The 21,914-nt window shown below is 60.4% G+C and carries 20 protein-coding genes; 10 read left to right on the top strand and 10 right to left on the bottom strand.

Going from position 1 to position 21,914, the window contains the following annotated elements; all coding sequences use genetic code 11:
• Nucleotides 1-6: 6 nt before the first annotated feature.
• Genes M6F29_RS00960 through M6F29_RS00970 form a run of 3 tightly spaced genes read left to right on the top strand, consistent with a single transcriptional unit; the run spans nt 7 to nt 4,123 of the window.
• Nucleotides 7-1,569, top strand: coding sequence for an MFS transporter (locus M6F29_RS00960; RefSeq protein WP_298156664.1), 1,563 nt, complete (start codon nt 7-9; stop codon nt 1,567-1,569).
• Nucleotides 1,566-2,975 (top strand): efflux transporter outer membrane subunit, encoded by a 1,410-nt coding sequence (locus tag M6F29_RS00965; protein ID WP_298156666.1) that lies wholly within the window; start codon nt 1,566-1,568, stop codon nt 2,973-2,975. Before M6F29_RS00960 ends, M6F29_RS00965 begins: the two co-directional genes overlap by 4 nt.
• Nucleotides 2,972-4,123 carry an HlyD family secretion protein gene (locus M6F29_RS00970; protein WP_298156669.1) on the top strand — a complete coding sequence of 384 codons (1,152 nt, stop codon included), beginning with the start codon at nt 2,972-2,974 and terminating at the stop codon, nt 4,121-4,123. Before M6F29_RS00965 ends, M6F29_RS00970 begins: the two co-directional genes overlap by 4 nt.
• Nucleotides 4,124-4,151: 28 nt before the next feature.
• Here the strand turns inward: M6F29_RS00970 and M6F29_RS00975 are convergent, their stop codons facing one another.
• Nucleotides 4,152-5,987, bottom strand: coding sequence for a nitric oxide reductase activation protein NorD (locus M6F29_RS00975; RefSeq protein WP_298156671.1), 1,836 nt, complete (start codon nt 5,985-5,987; stop codon nt 4,152-4,154).
• Complete coding sequence (locus M6F29_RS00980; protein ID WP_298156673.1) at nt 5,984-7,183, bottom strand: 4Fe-4S binding protein; 1,200 nt, start codon at nt 7,181-7,183, stop codon at nt 5,984-5,986. Before M6F29_RS00980 ends, M6F29_RS00975 begins: the two co-directional genes overlap by 4 nt.
• A gap of 122 nt (nt 7,184-7,305) precedes the next feature.
• Between M6F29_RS00980 and M6F29_RS00985 the strand changes: the two genes are divergently transcribed.
• Nucleotides 7,306-7,491 carry a hypothetical protein gene (locus tag M6F29_RS00985; RefSeq protein WP_297497785.1) on the top strand — a complete coding sequence of 62 codons (186 nt, stop codon included), beginning with the start codon at nt 7,306-7,308 and terminating at the stop codon, nt 7,489-7,491.
• A 10-nt stretch (nt 7,492-7,501) separates the two neighbouring features.
• Nucleotides 7,502-7,732, top strand: coding sequence for a hypothetical protein (locus M6F29_RS00990; RefSeq protein WP_298156676.1), 231 nt, complete (start codon nt 7,502-7,504; stop codon nt 7,730-7,732).
• Nucleotides 7,733-7,743: 11 nt separating this feature from the next.
• On the opposite strand, the gene M6F29_RS00995 is transcribed toward M6F29_RS00990, so the two are convergent.
• The 7 genes from M6F29_RS00995 to hemF are packed head-to-tail and all read right to left on the bottom strand — an operon-like array spanning nt 7,744 to nt 14,441.
• Complete coding sequence (locus tag M6F29_RS00995) at nt 7,744-8,643, bottom strand: 5'-nucleotidase (RefSeq protein ID WP_366525911.1); 900 nt, start codon at nt 8,641-8,643, stop codon at nt 7,744-7,746.
• On the bottom strand, nt 8,643-10,064 hold the full coding sequence (locus M6F29_RS01000) for an ArnT family glycosyltransferase (RefSeq protein ID WP_298156678.1): 1,422 nt from the start codon (nt 10,062-10,064) through the stop codon (nt 8,643-8,645). Before M6F29_RS01000 ends, M6F29_RS00995 begins: the two co-directional genes overlap by 1 nt.
• Nucleotides 10,065-10,769, bottom strand: coding sequence for an ABC transporter ATP-binding protein (locus M6F29_RS01005; RefSeq protein ID WP_298156682.1), 705 nt, complete (start codon nt 10,767-10,769; stop codon nt 10,065-10,067).
• On the bottom strand, nt 10,762-11,529 hold the full coding sequence (locus M6F29_RS01010; protein WP_298156684.1) for an ABC transporter ATP-binding protein: 768 nt from the start codon (nt 11,527-11,529) through the stop codon (nt 10,762-10,764). Before M6F29_RS01010 ends, M6F29_RS01005 begins: the two co-directional genes overlap by 8 nt.
• Nucleotides 11,526-12,572 carry a branched-chain amino acid ABC transporter permease gene (locus M6F29_RS01015; RefSeq protein ID WP_297500163.1) on the bottom strand — a complete coding sequence of 349 codons (1,047 nt, stop codon included), beginning with the start codon at nt 12,570-12,572 and terminating at the stop codon, nt 11,526-11,528. The genes M6F29_RS01010 and M6F29_RS01015 overlap by 4 nt, the downstream gene beginning before the upstream one ends.
• A complete protein-coding gene (locus M6F29_RS01020) occupies nt 12,569-13,492 on the bottom strand; it encodes a branched-chain amino acid ABC transporter permease (protein WP_297456104.1) in 924 nt (307 codons plus the stop codon). The genes M6F29_RS01015 and M6F29_RS01020 overlap by 4 nt, the downstream gene beginning before the upstream one ends.
• A gap of 22 nt (nt 13,493-13,514) precedes the next feature.
• Nucleotides 13,515-14,441 carry an oxygen-dependent coproporphyrinogen oxidase gene (gene hemF, locus M6F29_RS01025; RefSeq protein ID WP_297505096.1) on the bottom strand — a complete coding sequence of 309 codons (927 nt, stop codon included), beginning with the start codon at nt 14,439-14,441 and terminating at the stop codon, nt 13,515-13,517.
• A gap of 10 nt (nt 14,442-14,451) precedes the next feature.
• Here hemF and polA point away from each other — a divergent pair, with 10 nt between their 5' ends.
• The 5 genes from polA to purD are packed head-to-tail and all read left to right on the top strand — an operon-like array spanning nt 14,452 to nt 21,338.
• On the top strand, nt 14,452-17,172 hold the full coding sequence (polA, locus tag M6F29_RS01030; protein ID WP_298156687.1) for a DNA polymerase I: 2,721 nt from the start codon (nt 14,452-14,454) through the stop codon (nt 17,170-17,172).
• A gap of 52 nt (nt 17,173-17,224) precedes the next feature.
• Nucleotides 17,225-18,247 (top strand): tRNA dihydrouridine synthase DusB, encoded by a 1,023-nt coding sequence (dusB, locus tag M6F29_RS01035; protein WP_297500175.1) that lies wholly within the window; start codon nt 17,225-17,227, stop codon nt 18,245-18,247.
• Nucleotides 18,244-18,483: a helix-turn-helix domain-containing protein gene (locus M6F29_RS01040; protein WP_031597880.1), complete on the top strand. Its 240-nt coding sequence runs from the start codon at nt 18,244-18,246 to the stop codon at nt 18,481-18,483. The genes dusB and M6F29_RS01040 overlap by 4 nt, the downstream gene beginning before the upstream one ends.
• Complete coding sequence (gene purH / locus M6F29_RS01045; RefSeq protein WP_298156690.1) at nt 18,480-20,039, top strand: bifunctional phosphoribosylaminoimidazolecarboxamide formyltransferase/IMP cyclohydrolase; 1,560 nt, start codon at nt 18,480-18,482, stop codon at nt 20,037-20,039. Before M6F29_RS01040 ends, purH begins: the two co-directional genes overlap by 4 nt.
• Nucleotides 20,040-20,051: 12 nt before the next feature.
• Complete coding sequence (gene purD, locus M6F29_RS01050; protein WP_298156692.1) at nt 20,052-21,338, top strand: phosphoribosylamine--glycine ligase; 1,287 nt, start codon at nt 20,052-20,054, stop codon at nt 21,336-21,338.
• On the opposite strand, the gene M6F29_RS01055 is transcribed toward purD, so the two are convergent.
• Nucleotides 21,325-21,897, bottom strand: coding sequence for an L-threonylcarbamoyladenylate synthase (locus M6F29_RS01055; RefSeq protein WP_298156695.1), 573 nt, complete (start codon nt 21,895-21,897; stop codon nt 21,325-21,327). The two genes, purD and M6F29_RS01055, sit on opposite strands and share 14 nt — an antisense overlap.
• Nucleotides 21,898-21,914: the final 17 nt, after the last annotated feature.

Below are 21,914 nucleotides of genomic sequence, written 5' to 3' on the forward strand. Positions count from 1 at the left end.
TTCTTCATGTTCAAAATTTCCGGTTATTCGCGGTTCCTCACCCCCGCCCAGTTCGTCCTGTTCAACCTCACCCTGGGCATCGGACATTTTCTGGTCCTGCTCAACGCGGGCGCGTATCTACCCATGCTGCCCTATGTCACCGGTTCGATGGATGAAGGACTACCCTACGTGGTATGGGGACAGAGTGATTACTTTACCGCGCTGGGATGCGCCTTCCTCTTCGCGCGCCCATTGATGAAACGATTCGGTCCCAAGGTCACCGTCATTGCGTCCTTTCTCCTGTTTTCCTTTGCCAGCCTGGGGGCCCTGTTCGTCGTCCACAATCTGATCCTGTTCACCAGTTTCCGGGTCGTTCAGGGCTTTGCCGCCGGGCTGGGCATCATTCCTTCCTTCTTTCTGCTCCTGGAATATTACAAGACCGAACGCCAGCCCACCGCCACCGCCCTCTGGGGATTGGCGGTATTCATCCCTTTTTCCGTCGGACCTGCGCTGGGCGGCTGGTTCGCTTACGTACTGGGAGATTGGCGGTTGCTGTTCTTCGCCTCCTTCCTGATTTCGCTCCTGATCGCCGGAATTCTCTGGGGGTTGCTGGCCGACTGGGAAGATGTGATCGACCGATCCTATCCCATCCTCGACCAGAGTCTGACCTTTGGGCTGTTTTTCGCCTCTGCCCTGATGTTGCAGGAGTTCTTCGATGTCGGTCTGCTGAGCGATCTTTCCAGTCGTTTTCAGGAGTTATGGGGAATGCTGTTCCTCACGCTCACCGGTTTCGCCTTGTTCCAGATTCGGAATGCCCGCAGCGAGAATCCCCTGTTCTCCTTTTCCCTTTTTTCCCATCGCAACTTTGGTGCAGGCACCCTCCTGTTCTGTCTCTCCTTCATGCTCCTGCAGGGGGGCATCGTCCAGTACATCATCCGGTTCCAGTTGGTGGAGGGCTATACCGCCTGGCATGTGGGACTGTTGTTCCTGCCTCTATTCATATTTTCCAAACCCTTCAGCCTGCTGACCCAGAACCGCATCCAGAACGGCTGGGACCCAAGAATTCCGGCCAGTCTGTCCCTTCTGGCCATCGCCTTGAATTTTTGGTGGATTTCCAGTTATCTGCGCCCCGCAACCTGGGAATTACTGCTTCTCCCCCAACTTCTCCTGGGCGCCGCGATCGGCCCCTTCTTTTCGTCCATGACGACCCTCGCCCTGGGCCATGTACCGAAGAGCCAGCAATTGAACGCGCTCGATCTGCTCAACGGGGCAAGAAACATCGGCGCCGGTTTGGCCATCACTTTCTCGGATATCGGTTGGGATCGCCTGCAAGCCCATCAATGGAATCTTTTCACCACCCCTGATCCTTCCAATTCCTTGCGTTTTTTGTCGTTTTCGCCGATCGACTCCCATACGGCGCATACCGAACTGGAAAGAGTGGCAGGCCTTTTGACCTTCAACGACTTTTTTCAGTTACTGGCGTGGGGCACCCTGCTCTTTTCCTGTCTCGTCTGGTTCCTGACGCCGCCCCGGACACACCTCCCCGATCCGGACCTGATCATTCTCGAAAATCTTGGAGAAGAGCCATGAGACGTCTGTCGTTTCTACTTGCCTGTTCGTTGGCGGGTTGCGTCCCTGCCGTCAGCCCGAGCGTCCCCGTCCTGGGCGGGGTCTCCGTCCCCACTGCGCTCACGAAGGCCAATGCCGCCGTGCAGCCCCAGGAAAATGTCGCACTTCCGGACAAATGGTGGGAATCCTTCCACAACCCTGCGCTCGACCGGCTGGTGGCACAAGCGCTGGCGCATAATCCCGGCCTGGACGAAGCGCGCAATCGCCTCCTGGAAGCCCAGGCCCTGGTATTCAAATCCAAGTCGCTGCTTTACCCCCACGTCAATTCCGGGGGGGCCATCATCCATACGCGCATCTCGCGCAATGGGCCCACCGAACCGTACAGCGGGGTCACCGCCAATCTGGCGACCCTGTTTCCCCTCATGGTCAACTACGACCTGGATTTATGGGGCCGCGATGACGCTCTGATCCAGGCTTCCGAAGCCTCGGAAGAAATCACCCGGGCCAGGTACAGGGAAAGCGCCCTGATGCTGAGTTCCGCCGTCATCAAAACCTATTTTGCCCTGCACAGCGCCAAGGAACTGGTCGAACGACAAACCCGCATCGTCCAGTTGAGCGAAGAAAGGATGAAACTTCTCGACACCTCGTTTCAGACGGGCATCGGACCCAGACCGCCCGTGCTGACCAGTCAGACCCAATGGCATGAAGCCCGGAACGAACTGGAAAAGTTGCAGCGTCAACTTTCCTCCCTGAATTATGCGCTCTATGAATTGATCGGAAAAAGCCCCGAAGACACCCTGACGCCAACCGTCCCGTCGAGGCCGGACCAATTCCCTCTTCCGGCCCGGGTGGATCTGAACCTCGTTTCCCAGCGCCCGGATGTGCAGGCCGCCCTATGGAACGTCAAACGCAACCAACATCTGGAAAAAGCAGCACGGGCCGCCTTTTACCCCAATATCAATCTGGTTGGTCTGATGGGATTCAACAGTATCGGCATTTCCGATCTGGTGACCCCTGCCGGAGGAACCTATGCCTACGGTCCGGCCTTTGACTTGCCCATCTTTGAGGGAGGGGCTCTGGAGGGACAATTGCACGCGACGGAAGCGGCCCGAAACAGTGCCATCGATGCCTACAACCATGCCTTGCTGGTGGCCGTACGCGAAATTGCCGACGGTCTGTCGACCATGAAACATCGCCGTGAACGTCTTGAAGAAATTTCCGCCGCGGTCACTGCCAGAACCGCAGAAACAGAGATCGACCAGGAAAAATTCGGCGCAGGAATTTCAGGAAAATTACCCTATCTCGATGCCTTGATCCGTTTGGAGAGTGAACAAATGAAAAAAACCGAAGAGAGTCTGGATTGGCTGAACAGTATCACGGACACAGCCACGGCCCTTGGGGGAGGATTCGGAGGGTGGGCGTCATGAAAACGGGTCCGGTCAAACACTCCCGAATCCGCCATCATCGACTGCGCGGCGTAGGAATACTCAGCGGCATCGCCCTGTTCTCCCTGCTGTCTTACTGGTACCTGTTTCTGCGCCCCGTGGTGGAAAGCGATGATGCCTATGTCACCGGCAACATCATTCCGGTGCAGGCCCTGACCACCGGCATCGTTTCCGATGTCCTGGTGGAGGATACCCTGCCGGTTCACCGGGGACAGTTACTGATCAAGGAAGAACACAATCTGTCTCAACTCCGTTTACTGAAGGCAGAATCGTCTTTGGCACAGGCCGTCCGTTCCACCAGTGGCCTGTTCCATCAGGTCGAAATGGAACGGGCCGAAATCGCTGCCTTGCAAGCCAAACGGGAGCGCTTGACCCATGATCTCGCCCGCTACCGCAGCGCCGAGCCCTCCGGGGCCGTATCCGCCCAACTGGTTTCGGATACTCAGGACGAACTGGATGAATTGAACCGGACTCTCGACAAGGCGGCGGCCCAATTACTCAAGGCCCAGGCTCTGGTGACGGGCACCTCGAGGCTGGATAACCCCTTCGTGGCCAAGGCCAAGGCCGAGTTCATGGAGGCCCACATCGAGAATCAACGCGCCAATATTTACTCACCGGTGGAGGGTTACATCAGCAACCGGCAGGTTCAGGCCGGGGAGCAGATCAGGACCGGACAGAAACTCATGGCAATCGTTCCGCTGGATGACCTGTGGATCACCGCCAATATCAAGGAAACCAGGCTCGCCGATGTGCGAACCGGAGAAACCGTCGAGATCGTCTCCCATACCTACGGCAAGGAGCATACCTACCACGGGAAAGTCCTCGGCCTGGACCCTTCGGGAGGCAGCACGTTCAGCCTTTTTCCCCCCAATAATGCAACGGGCAACTACATCCATATCGTCGAACGGATTCCTGTCCGAATTAGTCTGTCCAGGTCCGAACTGACCGGACATCCCTTACGACCCGGGATGTCCGTCAAGGTCAAAATCGACACGAGTCGCCATGACGAATTTCAACCGCTGACCACCGAGGTCGTCCTCACGGACCCCAGTTATGCCACCACGCTTTATGGAAAAGAAGTGGAACTTGCCCAGAAAGCCGCCGATAAAATCATCCGGGGGAATCTGTAACCTTGCGCTTCAGGGGGATGGGTTCTTTCTAGGATCGGGTCAACCCGGCATAGAGCAGCGGCAGTTTCTCCGGAAGGCGGGCCACATGGTCCACCACCAGATAGTTGCGCGCCCCGAAAATCGTTGAGACATACTGGTCTGCACGGGGGTCCAGAGTCAGGCAATAAACCTGCACGCCTTCCCGAACGGCATCTTCCACTGCCTTGCGGGTATCGTAACGCAAATATTTACGATCTCGCACATCCACGTCGGCGGGCTCCCCATCGGTCAGCAGCATCAGCAACTTGCGCCCCTTCTTCTGCCATTCCAGGTGAGTCGTGGCATGCCGGATGGCGGCCCCCATGCGCGTCGATAGTTGACCCTGCATCCCTGCCAGGCGGGCTTTGGCCAACTGGTCGTAGGGCTGGTCGAAGTTCTTGAAACAGTAATAACTGACATTGTGCCGACTGTCCGAACAGAATCCATGGATGGCAAAGGGATCGCCCACCTTGCCGATGGCATCGGCCAGCAGCACGCATGCCTGTTGGGTCAGGTGCAGCACGCTGTGGCTCTGGCCAGGAACCTTTTCATTGGTGGAACGGGACAGGTCGAGCAATACCAGCACGGCGATATCCCGTTCCTGACGAAGAGTGCGCATCATGATGCGGGTATCGGGAGGAATGCCCATTCGTATGTCACAGTAAGCCCGAATGGCTGCATTGAGGTCCATCTCATCCCCTTCCTCCAACTTGCGCAAACGCTGGTTTTCTGCGGGCTGGAGGGCGTCCAGCACGAAGCGCATGCGCGAGATCAGGGGCTTGTGCTCGGCAATGATCTCATCCACCCATTGGGCATCCCCGCTTTTGGGCAACTTCTCCAGGATGCGAACCCAGGAAGGGCGTTCGATTTGCCCCTTATAGTCCCATTCCGGGTAACGATACACGCCCAGGGCATCGGTATCCTTGTCCTCGACGGAAACACCGATATCCAGTTTGAAATTGAAAAGTGCCGCGAGCAGGGAAAACTGTTTGGCCGATGGATTATCGGACTCGTCCACCACCCTGAAATTGAGCCCAAAAAGTTTGAAGCGGCGATTCCTGACCACTTTTTTTGGCGCGAATTCCGATGCCTTTCCTCCCTTGAGAGGGGCGATCCAACATTGGCGGTTATCGTCCCGATACGTCAGAAAAATCTGGCCGCTCTGGACCTTGACGGGAATTTTTTTGGTCCGGAAGGACTGCGCCAGCGCACGGCCCACCCGTACAGAAAAATCTTCCTGATCGAGGGGCATCGAACCGAACAGAGCCCTTCCCTGGCGAATCCACTCATCCTCGTCTGCATAGGTCGGATCCAGCAGGGCGCGCGCCAGACGTTCCAGATAGTGGCCCGCCGAATTCCGTGCAGCCGGGGTAATGGTGTGCAACCCCTGCCACAGCCGCAACAACCCGGGCCAGATGCGCAGGGCCAGCGCTTCGACACGGGCATCTTCCACCGTTTCCACCACGCGTCGGGTCCAGGCATCCAGGCCACCCTGCACCAGAGGAATGCCATATTTCAGATGACAGAGGGCATGAGCCAGGGCAGCACGATAGACTTCGGCGCCGGGCACCGCCCCCTGCGACTCGAAGGTTTCCGGCAGGTAAAGAACCCCCTCCTGCCAATGGGGACGTCGTCCCTCCCGTTCACTCCAGGCATGACCCGTAGATGCCAGGCGCACCTCAACATCCCAGAAGGATCGCCCGTAAAAGTAAAGGCGACGGCGCACCGACCCGAAGGAAACCCCCTTGAGCGGGCGCAAATGATCCTGGTCGAGACGACCCGAGCCCAGATAGCGAATAAAAAAATCGGCCCAGGTGGACTTTTCAGGTCCAGAAGAATCGCTCATGGTCTGACTTGAGGAAAAGACGCGGTTTCCAGCATCTGCAAGTGTTTCTGGTTCAGACGCACGCATTGCTGCCAGGTATCCCGCTGGGGGTTGGTGGGGTCCTGCTCCAGAGCGCAGGCACAGGTACACGCAGCTGCCTGATAACAGGCCGCCAGATGATCGCCTCGGCATTGGGCCTGCAAGGGCGCGCAACGGGGCTGACAGTGGCGGGAAATCGCCTGCAGCCGCACCTGATCCGCCTCTATCTTCCGGAAGTCCACCGTCTTCTGGGTCCAGGCTCCCCAACCCATGAGCGCACAGCCCACCAGAAACAGAAAACCCGCGCCACTGCGCAGCAATGTCAGACGCAACCCGGAACGTCGCCGGGCCGCTTCGGGCGCGGAGGAACGGGTGGAGAAATCCAGCAGACCCGCCGTCCCCTCCTTGAGATGCAAGCGGTCACAGGCATCGATACATTCTCCGCAATCGATGCAGATGTCATGTTGTTGAATACGGTTGGGTTCGATCCGGGTCGGGCAGACGGTTGCGCAATAATGGCATTTCTCGCAGTCCGCCTCCCTGGCCCCGTCATACTCGATATGAAGGGCCGCCCGGGTCTGGAACAGACGCTGCCCCATGCGGTAGAAACACGCATAGTCGCAGAGAAAATAACGGACCACCGCGAGATCGATGAACACAAAAAAAACGACGAATGCCAGCATGATGGCAAAATTGGCCTGACGGGGCGTGGTCCCCCACAGAAACCCCCAGACGTCCTGCGCCGGGTAATACACCTTGAGCACGACCAAACCGAGAAAGAAGGAGGCAACCAGCAAGGTGGCACCCAGTTTGAACCAGTTCAACCAGCGATTCTTGGCTGGCGCCACCACCAGACCCTGGCCGTCCACCCGCACGTCGGCACGTTTCCCCAACCATTTGAAGGTCAGGGCATCGGCCCATTCAGTCAGAAGGTTCTGCGGACAGGCCCAGCCGCACCACAGGGAACCGATGGTGACATAGGTCAGCAGGGGCGCACTGAGGATCGCCAACACCATTCCGCTCAGAAACCGGTAATTGTCCCACCAGACCGGACGCCCAAAAAACACGAAACTGGCCGAAGCCAGATCGATTCTGAATACGCCCAGGATGGGGATCGCACACAACAGGATCAGAACCGCCACCTGGACGACCCGACGCTTGGCATGGTAGGGCTTCACCGCCGAGTCCTCCGAACTTTACCCCCCTCCGACATTCTTCTCCCCATCCCCTTCATGACGCTTGCATTACACCCAAGGTTCAGTCATTCTATAGTATCATGGCGACTAGACACGGAGCCCTCATGTTCAGTTCCTTCAACGTTCTCTTTGCGGTCTTCGCCATCCTGGCACTGAACCTGACGGTTTTTGCCCTTGCCGTTCAGATGGACCTGTTGACCATCGATTCCGATACCGCCAAAGTCATCTCCTGGGCTTGTGCCGCTGGCATGTGGCATATGGCTTGGCGTTTCCGGCACCCGCGCCACTGAGAGATCTTCCATGAATTCACCACGTCACTATCCGGAACACGAACACCTCGATGCGGGCCTGACCCACATTCAGCAGGCCCTCGATCAGGGGCACCTGGCCAGTGGAGCGGCCAAGGGATTATTGTATAGTCTGACGGAAACCCTGGGGGTTCTGCTCGGCGACCCCGCCTTGCCCGATCAACTGCGTGATGGTTATCAGGGCCTGTTGGACAATGCCCGGGCCTTGCAGCAGCGACTTTGAGTGAACACGGCTCAGGCGCGCTGAACCGAAGTAATGGGGACATGCCCTGTGGCCACGTGTTGACGCGCCGAGTCGCAATGGGTCGTCTGGTCGTCAAAGAAGATGTCCGCGCCGAAGGCCTTGAGTACCGGGCCTTTTTCCACCCCCCCCAGAAACACGGCCTCGTCGATCCGCACGCCCCAGGCGCGCAGGGTATGGATCACGCGCTTGTGGGTCGGCGCATTGCGTGCCGTCACCAGAGCAGTACGAATGGGGCTGTCCTGCGGGTTGCTGTCCCGTTGAATGCGATGCAACGCCTCCAGGAAGGGGCGAAAAGGGCCGCTGGCCAAAGGGGTATTGGCCTTTGATCGCTCATGCTCGATGAACGCTTCCAGGCCGCGCGTCTTGTAGATCAATTCCGCTTCATCAGAAAACACCACGGCATCCCCGTCAAAAGCAATTCGTAACTGGGAAGAGGGGTTATCTCCCACCGTAGAAGGCAAAATGGTCGCGGCAGCAATCCCCGCCTGCAGGGCAAGTCGCACATCGCCCGCATCTGCCGACAAAAACAGATGGACACCCAGCGCTTCGGCATACTTCCAGGGCGTTTCCCCTCGCGAAAAAACGGCCCGCGTGATGTTCAACCCATGTTGCTCGATGGCATTGAAAATGCGCAACCCCGTATCGGCACTGTTCCGGGACAATAAAATGACCTCCACGCTGGCTTCCTCGTGCTGATTCCTGAGGGCCAGCAATTTCTTCACCAGTCCAAACGCCACCCCTTCGCCCAGGGGTTCGTTTTCATGAGCAATCTGGTAGTTGCTGTATTCCTCTACCCCTCGCTTTTCAAACAAGGAATGGCTTTCGCCCAGTTCAAACAATGCCCGCGATGAAATTCCCACCCTCAATTTTCCCGCCAGATCCACTGCCATCATGGTCTCCCTGAATGAAAGAACGGGGCTGCACAAACCTTTCCCCGACAGATCAGAACCAGTTGTTCGGCTTGCCCCTCGAGTTTTGCCCATGCCTCACCCGGCAGATCTCTAGGGGCAGAGGCAATGACCAACCCGTCCGCAAAGCAAGGTGGGGGTGTGACAATGGCTGGTCGATCGAAATGCTCACTGTCGATGAGTGCCACCACGGACAGGCCTGCCGAGGTCCAGTTCAGAGTATAAACGGGATGGGGACCCGCCAGCGCTTCGATCTGAGTCGCCATGCGCGCGTAATCGTCCCCGCGCACCCGCTGTTGATAGAGGGGGTACCCCACCGCCGAAACACCGAGTCCGAGCAGGGCCAGCCCCACCACCCAGCGTTCCGGGCTCAGGATTCCGCTCCGGAACAGAACCGGCTCGTGGGTCAGGTAATAGGTTGCCACCAGCACCACCAGGCCATATTCGGGCAAAACGTAGCGGAGAGCACTGTGCGGCGCAACCCAGTAGGGGAGAAAATTGAGCAGCGCCATGCCGGACAGCAACTTGACCGGCATGGGCCAGGGGATGCCCTGACGACGCTGGGCGACCATCCCCCAAAGCGCCCACAGGGAAGAAGGCAGAAGCCCCGCCAGGATGGAAAGGGGAAATTCGCCCAATTTCAGGAACCAGGCACCCAAATCATCGAAGGACAGCAACTTGTTGCTCACATCGTCCAGTTGTCCGGTCACCTGCAAGGTATCCTGATGTCCCACGACTCCGAGCCAGAGCCCCATGGGCATCAGGCCCAGAACATAGATGCCCAGAGCCCGACGGGACCACAGAAACTCCCGGCCGGAGCGCTGGCTCGACAGGACCAGCCAGACGCCGCCATAATAGGCATAGGCCGTCATCACCTTGGTCAGATAGGAAGCAAAGATCACCCATAACGACAGAACAAGCCAGAACAGGTTGCGCCGTTGAACCGCGCTCCATAGCAAATAAGCCGACAGCACCATGAAAAAGGCGAAAAGTGGGTCCGCATAGGCCAGCCAGCCTCGATAAAACAGGACATCAGCCGTCACCAGATAGAGCAGCCCAGCCAACTTTCCTGCCCCCACGCCCGGCCAAAGGCTGCGCGCCCACCAGCCCAGGGTCAGAGCAGTGCCCAGGGTTGCCCCCAGGGTCACCAGGCGGGCTGCCAGCAACACCTGGGCCCAACCCACCAGACGCGCCACGGGAATCATCAACCAGTTGTACAGCGGGGGTCGCCCGCCCACCCCCCCGAGCGCCACCACACTGCGGAAAATCTGGCGCTGCCACATTTCCATGGACATGATGGTGTAGTTGGCCTCCTCGCCCACATAGGCATGAAACAGGGAAAACACGTAGATCGCCAGGACCCCCCCCAGAATTCCCCAGTAATATCGGCGCAGAAACGACATTCATTCTCCCAGATAGGCCGCGCGCAATGCGGGACTGGCCAGACAGACCGCCGCATGGTCGGAAAACACCACGCGCCCCGACTCCAGGATCAGAGCGCGGTCGCACAGTTCCAGGGCCCGTCGGGCATTCTGTTCTACCAGCAGCAAGGTTACCCCGGTCTGCACCATTTCCGAGATGACCTCGAAAACCTCATCCACCCGTTGGGGGGCCAACCCCATACTGGGTTCATCCAGCATCAGGAGACGGGGCCGGGTCAGCAGGGCACGCCCCAGAGCCAGCAACTGCTGCTCCCCCCCGGAGAGCGTGCCCGCGGCCTGGGTCCGTCGCTCGTACAGACGAGGAAAACGGGCGTAAACCTTCTCCATCGCCGCCGGATCGGGGCGCCCCATCTGTCCCATCTGCAGGTTTTCCGCAATGGACAAACGAGGAAAAACCCCCCGCCCTTCAGGCACCAGAATCAAGCCGGCACGCGCCCGTTGCCAGGCCGGTCGGCGGGTCCAATCCCCGCCGTCAAAACTCAGGCTGCCCTGTGCAAAAGGTACCACCCCGGCCAGTGCCTTCAGGGTACTGCTCTTGCCCGCGCCATTGGCGCCGATCAAGGCCACCTTTTCTCCCTCTTCGAGGCGCAGGGACAAATCGCAGACGGCCTCGATTCCCCCGTAGCGCACGGCCAAATGACGTACTTCCAGAAGCGGTTCAGTCATGGGACGAGTGCCCCAGATAGGCTTCGATGACGCGCGGGTTGGCCTGAATTTCGGCGGGCGTTCCCTCGGCCAGGCGTTGCCCATAGTCCAGGACGGTGATGCGTTCGCACAATTGCGCGATCCAGCGCACATCATGCTCGATGACCAGCAAGGCAATCCCCGCAGCACGGATGCGCAGGATCAACTCGGCCATGTGTCCCCGTTCCGCGCCATTCATTCCGGCCACCGGTTCATCCAGCGCCAGCAGGCGGGGCCCCGTAGCCAGGGCACGGGCAATTTCCAGGCGGCGTTGCGCCCCATAGGACAAGGTACTGGCCACCCGTTGGGCCATTGACTGCAACCCCACCCATTCCAACAGTTCCTGAGCCCCCTCCAGAATCTCCCGCTCTTCGCGCCGCACGGCCGGGCCCTTGAACCAGGCCCCCAGCAGTCCGCAGTGCGTCCGTCCATGGAATCCCACCATGACGTTTTCCAGGACGCTCATCTGAGGAAATACCCGGATATTCTGGAAAGTACGCACCAGGCCCGCCCGGGCAACCCGGTGGGGCTGACCTGAGGGCAGGGGCTGGTCGGCAAAGGTCAGCGTCCCCGCATCAGGCACATAAACCCCGGTCAACACGTTAAAAAAGGTGGTCTTTCCGGCGCCATTCGGGCCGATCAAGCCCACGATGCTGGCTGGCTCGACCGCCAGGGAAACGTCGTGCAAGGCCTGAACCCCTCCAAAACGTTTGCTGATCCCCTTTGCTTCCAGCAACTTCATGACGTATGCCATTCCCGTGCCCGTGCCCGGGACGGCAACAACCCTTCAGGGCGCCAGCGCATCAGAATGACCAGAGCGATCCCGAAGAGGAGCAGGCGCAGGGTGGACGGATCGACCAGGACGTGATGAAACCAGTGCTGCTGCCAATCCCCCAGGGGACGCAACACCTCGGGCAGGAAAGCAAGCAGGAGGGCGCCCACCACGACGCCGCTCAGGTTGCCCATTCCGCCCAGCACCACCATGCACAGGATCATGACCGATTCCTGCAAGGTAAAACTCTCCGGGCTGACAAACCCCTGAAACCCCGCGAACAGGCCACCCGACACACCGCCAAAAGCGGCACCCAGAGCATAGGCCAGCAATTTGAGGCGACGCGTATCCAGCCCCATGCTGGCCGCCGCAATCTCGTCTTCGCGAATGGCCATCCAGGCCCGGCCGATCCGGGAATATTCCAACCGTCTGGACAGAAAAAGCGCCAGCAGGACAAACAGGAGAAACAGATAGAAGGTCCCCACCAGGGCGGGCAATGGGATGCCCCACACCCGATGAGGGCGGGCAAAGGACCAGCCTCCCAGATGAAGGGCGTCGATCATCGTAATCCCCTGGGGGCCGTTGGTGATGTTGATCGGCGCAGTCAGGTTGTTGAGAAAGACCCGAATGATCTCGCCGAACCCCATGGTCACGATGGCCAGATAATCCCCCCGCAGCCCCAGGGTCGGCCAACCCAGCGCCACCCCGAAACTTGCCGCCACCAGAACGCCGGTGGGCAGAATGGCCCAGAGAGGCCAGTGCACCCCGAATTGAGGCGAGGCCAGCAGGGCATAGGCATACGCCCCTACCCCGAAGAAAGCAATGAACCCCAGGTCCAGAAGCCCGGCATAGCCCACCACGATGTTCAGGCCAATAGCCAGCAAAACGGACAGCAGGGCAAAGTCCAGAATACGTACCCAACCCCGTCCCAGCAGTCCTTCGACCACCCAGGGCAGGATCAGGATGCCCAGAAGCATCCACAAACGCTTGAAACGGGCAAGACGGGCGATCATACCTTTTCCGGCGCATGGCGCCCCAACAGACCGGAGGGGTGGAACACCAGAACCAGGATCAGGGTGGCAAAGGAAAAGACATCCTTATAGTTGCTGCCAAACAGGTTCCCCGTCCAGTCCCCCAGATATCCGGCCCCCAGGGCTTCCAGCAAACCCAGCAGGATCCCGCCCAGCACCGCGCCGGACAGGTTGCCGATCCCACCCAGCACGGCAGCCGTAAAGGCCTTGAGCCCCAGCATGAACCCCATGGTGTAGTGGGCCACCTGATAGTAAGCACCCACCATCAATCCGGCAACGGCTGCCAGCGCGGCCCCAACCACAAAAGCCAGGGTAATCACCCGTTCCGTATCCACCCCCAGCAACTGGGCGGCCATGGGATTTTGCGCCGTTGCCCGCATGGCGCGCCCGAGCGCCGAACGCTGCACGAGCCAAAGCAGACCGCCCAACAGGCAGAGGCTCCCCAGCACGATCACCCCCTGGAGGGGACTGATGACCACCCCCCCCAGCCTCAGGGAATGGGTCAACCCCAAGTCCGGAAAGGAGTGATAGCCACGCCCCCAGAGCAGGGCCGATCCCTGCTCCAGCACCATCGACATCCCGATGGCCGTAATCAGCGGAGCCAGTTTGGGGGCGTGGCGCAGGGGGCGATAAGCCAACCGTTCCAGAGCCACCCCCACCAGGACACAGACCCCGATGGCCCCGGCCAAGCCCCCCGCCAGGGCCACGGAAAGAGGTGCCCCCCAACCCAGCAGGACACGCACCAGAGAAAGGGAAACCAGGGCACCGATCATGACCAGATCCCCATGGGCAAAGTTGATCAGCTCCAGAATCCCGTATACCAGGGTGTACCCCAAGGCAACCAGGGCATAGATGCACCCCAGGGTCAGACCGTTGAGCACTTGCTGCAGGAACGTCACCATGTGTGACAAAAACGTCCTGACCTCACAACCAGTCCCGACCGTTGATGAATTCTTCGAGGAGCGCGGCTTCCGGCGATCCTGCTTCGGGATGCCAGTCATAACGCCAGCGCACGATCGGCGGCAGGGACATCAGGATCGATTCGGTCCGCCCCCCGGACTGGAGGCCGAACAACGTTCCCCGATCATAGACCAGATTGAATTCCACATAACGTCCCCGCCGATAGGCCTGAAAATCCCTTTCCCGTTCACCGTAGGGCAGGGAACGACGGCGTTCGACGATCGGCAGGTAAGCCGCCAGAAAGTGATCGCCCACACTGCGCCAGAGGGCCTCGGCCTGGGGCAGGGGCAACTCGTTGAAGTCATCGAAAAAAACCCCCCCCACCCCACGCGGTTCCTGCCGGTGCTTGAGAAAGAAATACTCGTCACACCAACGTTTGAAGCGGGGATAGTAATCGGCCCCGAAGGGAGCCAGGGCAGCATGACAGGTTTGATGGAAATGACGGGCATCTTCCTCGAAACCATAATAAGGCGTGAGGTCCATGCCTCCCCCGAACCACCAGACCGGCGCGGCACCCTCGGCAAAGGCCGCAAAAAACCGGATGTTCATATGAACGGTGGGAACGTGGGGATTGCGGGGGTGCAGTACCAGAGAGACCCCCATGGCCTCGAAGCGTCGCCCGGCCAACTCGGGACGATGGGCGCTGGCCGAAGGCGGCAAACCGGGGCCCATGACATGGGAGAAGTTCACCCCCCCCCGTTCGAAGAGGGCCCCTTCTTCCACGAGCGCGCTGACTCCGCCGCCGCCTTCCGGCCGGGTCCAGGCATCGCGTCGAAAGGAATGACCATCGGCTTTTTCCAGAGCCGTGACAATGCGCTCCTGCAGATCCATCAGATAGGCTTTCAAACGTACGGGATCGAAAGAAGGGTGGGAGAGGGTCTGTTCTGCCATAATGTCATCCATGAGTGAAGAAAAACGCCCCCATCTGGTGCTGGTGGACGGGTCATCGTACCTTTACCGCGCCTTTCATGCCCTGCCCGACCTGCGCAACCGCCATGGAGAACCCACCGGCGCATTGTACGGCGTACTGAACATGCTGGCCCGGCTGAGAGAGGATTATAAGCCGGATCATGTGGCCTGCGTGTTCGATGCCCCCGGCCCCACCTTCCGTCATCAGGCCTTTCCGGACTACAAGGCACAGCGCCCCGCCATGCCGGCCGATCTGGTCGCCCAGATCGATCCCCTGCATCAGGCCATCCGTGCCCTGGGCTGGCCCCTCCTCCAGGAATCCGGCGTGGAGGCGGACGATGTCATTGCGACCCTCACCCACCAGGCCCGGGCACTGGGCTGGTGGGTCACCATCTCCAGCGGCGACAAGGATTTGATCCAGTTACTGGCGGAAGGGGTCGCCCTGGTCAATACCCTCTCCAACGAGCGCCTGGATGTGGCCCGAGCCACCGAGAAGTATGGCGTGTCGCCCACCCAGTTCGTGGATTACCTGACCCTGGTGGGCGACACGGCAGACAATGTCCCCGGCGTTCCCAAAGTCGGCCCCAAAACCGCAGCCAAATGGATCCAGCAGTTCGGCACACTGGATGACCTGATGGCCCACGCCGACGAAATCGGCGGCGTTGTCGGCGATCACCTGCGCCAAAGTCTCGACTGGTTACCCCGGGCCCGCTTCCTGATCACCCTCGACACCGCCGTCCAACTGTCCGAATCCCCGGAAACCCTGGTCTGGCAAACGCCCGATGACGCCGCGCTGGCGGCCTTGGCAGAGCGCTATGACCTCAGGCGCTGGAAAAACCCGGCCCAGGCCAGCCCCGTCGCCCCCGCCCCCCACACCCCCCCGGCGCCGGCCCCGGAACCGCGCCCTGAAGTACATTACGAAACCCTGCTGACTCCCGCGCAACTGACGCATTGGCTGGCTCAACTGGAACAGGCCGAACTGACCGCCTTCGATACGGAAACCACGGGACTCGACCCGCTCCAGGACACCCTGGTGGGGCTCTCCTTCTGCTGCGATGGCCTTCATGCCGCCTACCTGCCTCTGGCCCACCGGACATTGGGCCCCTCTCCCCAGCTTCCTTTCGAAGAAACCCTTCAGCGTCTGCGTCCCTGGCTTGAAAACCCGGCTGCGGCCAAGGTGGGGCAACACCTCAAGTACGACACCCACATTCTGGCCAATCACGGCATCACCCTGCGCGGGATCCGCCACGATACCCTGCTTCAGTCCTATGTACTCGAAGCGCACCAACCCCATGGCCTGGAAAGTTTGGCACGTCGCCACCTGGGACGGGAAACCCTGTCTTACGAAACGGTGACCGGCAAAGGGGCCAACGCCATCGGCTTCGAACAGGTCGCGCTGGATCAGGCCACGATCTATGCCGCCGAAGATGCGGAAGTCACGCTGGCGGTACACCGGGTCCTGTATCCCCAACTCTGCGCCGAACCCCGTCTCCTCGAGTTGTATGAAACCCTGGAACTGCCGATCCAGCAAGTCCTGTGGCGCATGGAGCGGTACGGGGTACTACTGGACGCGGCCGTTTTGACCCAGCAGAGTGCCGAGTTATCCGGACAACTCATCACACTCGAAAGCCAGGCTCATCTCCTGGCAGGACAACCCTTCAATCTCAACTCACCCAAACAGGTTCAAACCCTGTTGTTCGAAACTCTCGGTCTGCCTGTTCTCAAGAAGACTCCCGGCGGGCAGCCCTCCACCGACGAAAGCGTGCTGGAACAACTGGCGCTCGATTTCCCCCTCCCCAAGTTGCTTCTGGACTACCGAACCCTGGCCAAACTCAAATCCACCTACACCGATGCCCTGCCCAAACGGATCAACCCCCGAACGGGGCGGGTACATACCCATTTCGCCCAGGCAGTGGCTGTCACCGGACGCCTCTCCAGCAGCGACCCCAATCTGCAAAACATCCCCATTCGCACGGCCGCCGGGCGACGCATCCGTGCCGCTTTCATCGCCCCACCCGGGCATGTGCTCATGGCGGCCGACTATTCCCAGATCGAATTGCGTCTCATGGCTCACCTGTCCGGGGACCCCGGACTGCTGAACGCCTTTGCCCTGGGTCAGGACGTGCATCGCTCGACGGCCGCCGAACTCTTTGCCGTGGCCGTGGATCAGGTCAGCACGGACCAGCGTCGTGCGGCCAAGGCGATCAACTTCGGACTGATCTACGGGATGTCGGCCTTTGGCCTGGCCCGGCAACTCAATCTTACCCGTTCCGCTGCCCAGCACTACATGGAACGCTATTTTCAACGCTACCCCGGGGTGGCCCGCTACATGGAAGAAACGCGCCAGCAGGCAAGGGAAAAAGGGTATGTGGAAACCCTTTTCGGACGGCGCCTGTTTCTGCCCGAACTCAGGAACTCAGGAACCGGACGGCGCCAGGCCGCAGAACGCGCAGCCATCAATGCCCCCCTTCAGGGGACAGCCGCCGACCTGATCAAGCGCGCCATGGTGGCGGTACAGGACTGGCTGGATGAAACCCGGAGTCAGAGCCACCTGATCCTGCAAGTCCACGACGAACTGATTCTGGAAGTCCCCGAAGATGAAGTTTCCCGATTGCGCCCCCAACTCGCCCGCCTCATGGAAGGGGTCGCCTCCCTGCGGGTACCCTTGAGCGTGGAAGTGGGGACAGGAAAGAACTGGGACGAGGCCCACTAAAACCATGGCGGGGGTATAATGGCGGCTTTCCCATCCCCATCGAACCCGTGTGATGCAGATCGGACCTTACCGGCTCAAAAATGCCCTCGTGGTCGCCCCTATGGCAGGCGTGACCGACCGTCCATTCCGCCAGTTGTGCAAGCGAATGGGCGCTGGTCTGGCCGTATCGGAAATGGTTTCTTCCAACTCCCTGCTCTGGGGTTCTGAAAAAACCCGCCGCCGGGCCAATCACGAAGGAGAAGTGGAACCGCGCACCGTTCAGATCGCCGGGGCCGACCCGCGCATGATGGCGGAGGCGGCGCGCTACAATGTCGATCAGGGAGCCCAGATCATCGACATCAACATGGGGTGCCCCGCCAAAAAGGTGTGCAACGTCATGGCGGGTTCGGCGCTGCTGCAGGACGAACCTCTGGTGGCGCGCATCCTCGAAGCCGTGGTCGCCGCCGTGTCGGTACCGGTCACCCTCAAGATCCGTACGGGTTGGGACCGTGAACACCGCAATGCCCTGAATGTGGCACGACTGGCTCAAGACGCCGGAATCCAGTCCCTCGCCATTCATGGCCGGACGCGGGCCTGCGGTTACTCCGGGGATGCCGAATACGACACCATTCGCGCCGTAAAGTCCGCCGTAACGATCCCCGTCCTCGCCAATGGCGACATCACCAGTCCCCAAAAAGCCCAGGCCGTGCTCCGTCAGACCGGCGCCGATGGCGTCATGATCGGGCGGGCAGCTCAGGGGCGACCCTGGATCTTCCGGGAAATCCAGCATTACCTCGACACCGGAACCCTGCTGCCGCCCCCGGGCGTCCTCGAAATCCACCAAGTTCTGCTGATGCACCTGGAAGATCTCTATCATTTTTACGGAACCGAACTGGGCATGCGTGTCGCACGCAAGCATATCAGTTGGTATACCCGGGGACTGGCGAACTCCGCCCATTTCCGGCACGCCATGAACCGTCTCCAGAGCGTCGAAGCGCAGCGTCAGGCCGTCACCGCGTTCTTTGAAGGGCAAGCCATCCATAACCCCACCCTATGTTATGAAGAAAACACGGCACCCGAGGATCTCGCGGCATGAAGCCCGTGGAAACCGAATTGTCTGCCTGCATCCGGCGCATGGTCGAAATGTACTTCCAGCACCTGGAGGGGGAGCGGTGCTCCGCGCTCCATGACCTGGTCATTCACAGCGTCGAAAAGCCCCTGCTCGAAGTCGTTCTGGCGCATTGCGCCCAGAACCAGACACGCGCCGCCGAATTGCTCGGCCTCAACCGAACGACCCTCCGAAAAAAAATGCAACGATATCAACTCCTATGACTCTTCAACGCGCCCTCCTCAGTGTTTCTGACAAAACCGGCCTGATCGAATTGGCCCAGGCCTTGCACCGCCTCGACATCGAATTGCTGTCCACGGGCGGAACGGCGCAGGTTCTGCGCGAGGCCAAAATCCCCGTGCGGGACGTTTCCAACTTTACCGGTTTTCCGGAAATGCTCGATGGACGGGTCAAAACCCTGCACCCCAAGATTCATGGCGGTTTGCTGGGCAATCGGGATATTCCCAGCCATCAGGAAGCCATGGCCCGGCACGGGATCGACCCCATCGATCTGGTGGTAGTCAATTTATACCCATTTCGGGAGACCATCGCCCAGCCCGGCGTCACGCTGGAAGAAGCCATCGAGAACATCGACATCGGCGGTCCCGCCATGGTCCGCTCCGCAGCCAAGAACCATGCCCATGTCGCCGTCGTCACGGACCCTGCCGATTACCCGCGCCTGCTCGACGAACTGGAAAAGAATCGGGGATCCCTCAGTGCCGCCACCCGCTTCGATCTGGCCGTCAAGGCCTTCTCCCACACCGCAGAATACGATGGCGCCATCGCCACCTACCTGTCCGGCTTGAACGCCGAGTCCCAGGCCGATGGTTACCCAGAACGACTGCATCTGTCCTTCGTCAAGCATCAATCGCTGCGCTACGGCGAAAACCCGCATCAGGGAGCCGCGTTCTACCGCGACCCCGACGCTCCTTCCGGGGTGTTGTCCCATTACCGTCAACTGCAGGGCAAACCCCTGTCCTACAACAACATCGCGGATGCAGACACCGCCTGGGATTGCGTTCGTTTCCTCGACGCACCCGCCTGCGTCATCGTGAAACATGCCAACCCCTGTGGTGTGGCACTGGGCGACCAGGCACTGGATGCCTACCAGCGCGCCTACGCCACCGACCCCACCTCGGCCTATGGCGGCATCATCGCCTTCAACCGAACAGTGGACGAAACCACGGTGGAAGCTCTGCAACGTCAGTTCGTGGAAGTGCTGATCGCCCCCGAATTCACCTCTGCCGCCCTGCAACGCCTTGCCCAGAAAGCCAATGTACGCGTCCTGCAACTGCCCAAGGACAAAGGGCTGAACCGGTGGGACATGAAACGCGTCGGGGGCGGACTGCTGGTTCAAACCCCCGACTCCGGCGGATTGGACGAAGACGCCCTCAAGGTGGTCACGCAAGCCGCCCCCACCGGGGAACAATGGACCGATCTGCGTCTGGCCTTTCATGTCGCCCATTACGTCAAATCCAATGCCGTGGTGTTCTGCGGCCAGGGTCGGACTCTGGGGATTGGCGCCGGGCAAATGAGCCGTGTGGACAGCACCCGCATTGCCCAACGGAAAGCCGAGGATGCGGGACTCTCCCTGCAGGGCAGCGTGGCGGCCTCCGATGCTTTCTTTCCCTTTCGGGATGGCCTCGATGTCCTGGCGCGCGCAGGCGCTCGTGCCGTCATCCAGCCAGGCGGCAGCCTGCGCGACAGCGAAGTCATCGCCGCTGCAGACGAGCAAGGGGTCGCCATGGTACTGACAGGCATTCGTCATTTTCGTCATTGAGCAAACTGAATCATGAAGATTTTGGTCATCGGTAGCGGGGGACGGGAACATGCGCTGGCATGGCGTCTGGCCCAGTCCCCCCGGGTTTCCCACGTGTTTTTATCCCCGGGCAATGACGGCGCGGCCCAGGAAGAGGGCGTCCATTGCGTCCCCGTACAAGGGATCGACGCCTGGTTGGATCTGGCGCGCCGGGAGCAGGTGGCATTCACCGTGGTCGGCCCCGAAGCCCCTGTGGCGGCGGGGATCGTGAACCGGTTCCGGGATGCCGGGCAAGCCATTTTTGGCCCTACCCTGGAGGCCGCCGAACTGGAAATATCCAAGGATTATGCCAAACGCTTCATGCACCGGCATGGCATCCCCACCGCGCATTTTTCCACCTTCGAAGACCCGGCACTGGCCCATGCCCACCTCGAACAGGTGGGGGCTCCCATCGTCATCAAAGCCGATGGGCTGGCGGCTGGCAAGGGAGTCGTGGTCGCCCAGACCCTGGAAGAAGCCCATCACGCGGTCGATGCCATGCTGGGCGGGGGTTTGGGGGAGGCGGGACGGCGAGTGGTGATCGAAGAGTTCCTGACGGGGGAAGAAGCCAGTTTCATCGTCATGGCGGAGGGCGAACAGGTGTTGCCTCTGGCCACCAGCCAGGATCACAAGCGTCTGCGCGACCATGATGAAGGCCCCAATACCGGGGGCATGGGGGCCTATTCCCCGGCGCCCGTCATCACCCCCACCCTGCATGGACGCATCATGCGCGAAATCATTCAACCGACGCTGCAGGGCATGCTTCAGGAAGGACGCCCCTACACGGGATTTTTATATGCCGGCCTGATGATCTCTCCCCAGGGAACGATCAAGGTCCTGGAATATAACTGTCGTCTTGGGGACCCGGAAACCCAACCGCTTCTCATGCGTCTGAAAACCGATCTGGTGGATCTGATCGAAGCCGCCCTGGAAGGTCGCTTGCGGAATGCCGTGGCCGACTGGGACCGTCGTCCCGCGCTTGGCGTGGTATTGGCTGCCCCAGGTTACCCCGAGCATCCGGTGGCGGGCTCTCCCATCACGGGCCTGGATACGTCTTTGCCGGACACGCATCTCTTTCATGCCGGAACACGCCGGGCGGGGAAACAATGGGTGACCCAGGGAGGGCGGGTATTGTGTGTCACCGCCCTCGGCGATACCCTGAAAGCCGCCCGTCATCAGGCTTATGAACAAATCCAGCTCCTGCACTTCGACGGCATGCAATACCGACAGGATATCGGCTGGCGCGCGCTGAAACCCCACGCCCCCTCTAAACCCGAGTAATCCGGCCCGTCATCAGATCAGCAACCGTAGAAGGACGGACATTGGCCTGGCAGCGTCCTTCGATGACCCTTACCCGGGGACCAAAAGCCAGGCGGCAGGCTCGTGCCGTTTTCAAGGGTTTCCCCCCACTGCGATTGGCACTGGTGGAGACGAGCGCCCTGTCGAGGCGTCGGCATAACCGGACCAAAGGCCCATAGTCATCCTGACGCAGGGCAATGCGCGGTCGAAAATCCCCCCCGAACCCCCGCCGACGCCCCCTCAGCCAAGTCGTCAGGGGCAGACGGGCGGGAACCAGCCAGGTGTGGGCACCGGGCCACCGGGCCTGCAGACGCGCTTCTTCCACCGCGCTCAAGGGCGCATGGAAACGGCGCAGAAGGTCGCGGCTCGCCGCAACCACGATCAAACCCTTGTCAACCGGACGAGACTTGAGCCGCAACAGGGCGCGCAAGGCACGGTGATTTTCGGGGGCGCAGCCCAGGCCGTAAACGGCCCGGGTGGGATAGGCAATGAGCCCCCCCTTGTCAAGAAAAGCGCGCAATCCGCGCGTGCGTGCATCCATGCCGATCGATCGGGTCC

It is taken from the genome of Ferrovum sp. (assembly GCF_027317285.1).
In the GTDB taxonomy this organism is placed as follows: domain Bacteria; phylum Pseudomonadota; class Gammaproteobacteria; order Burkholderiales; family Ferrovaceae; genus Ferrovum.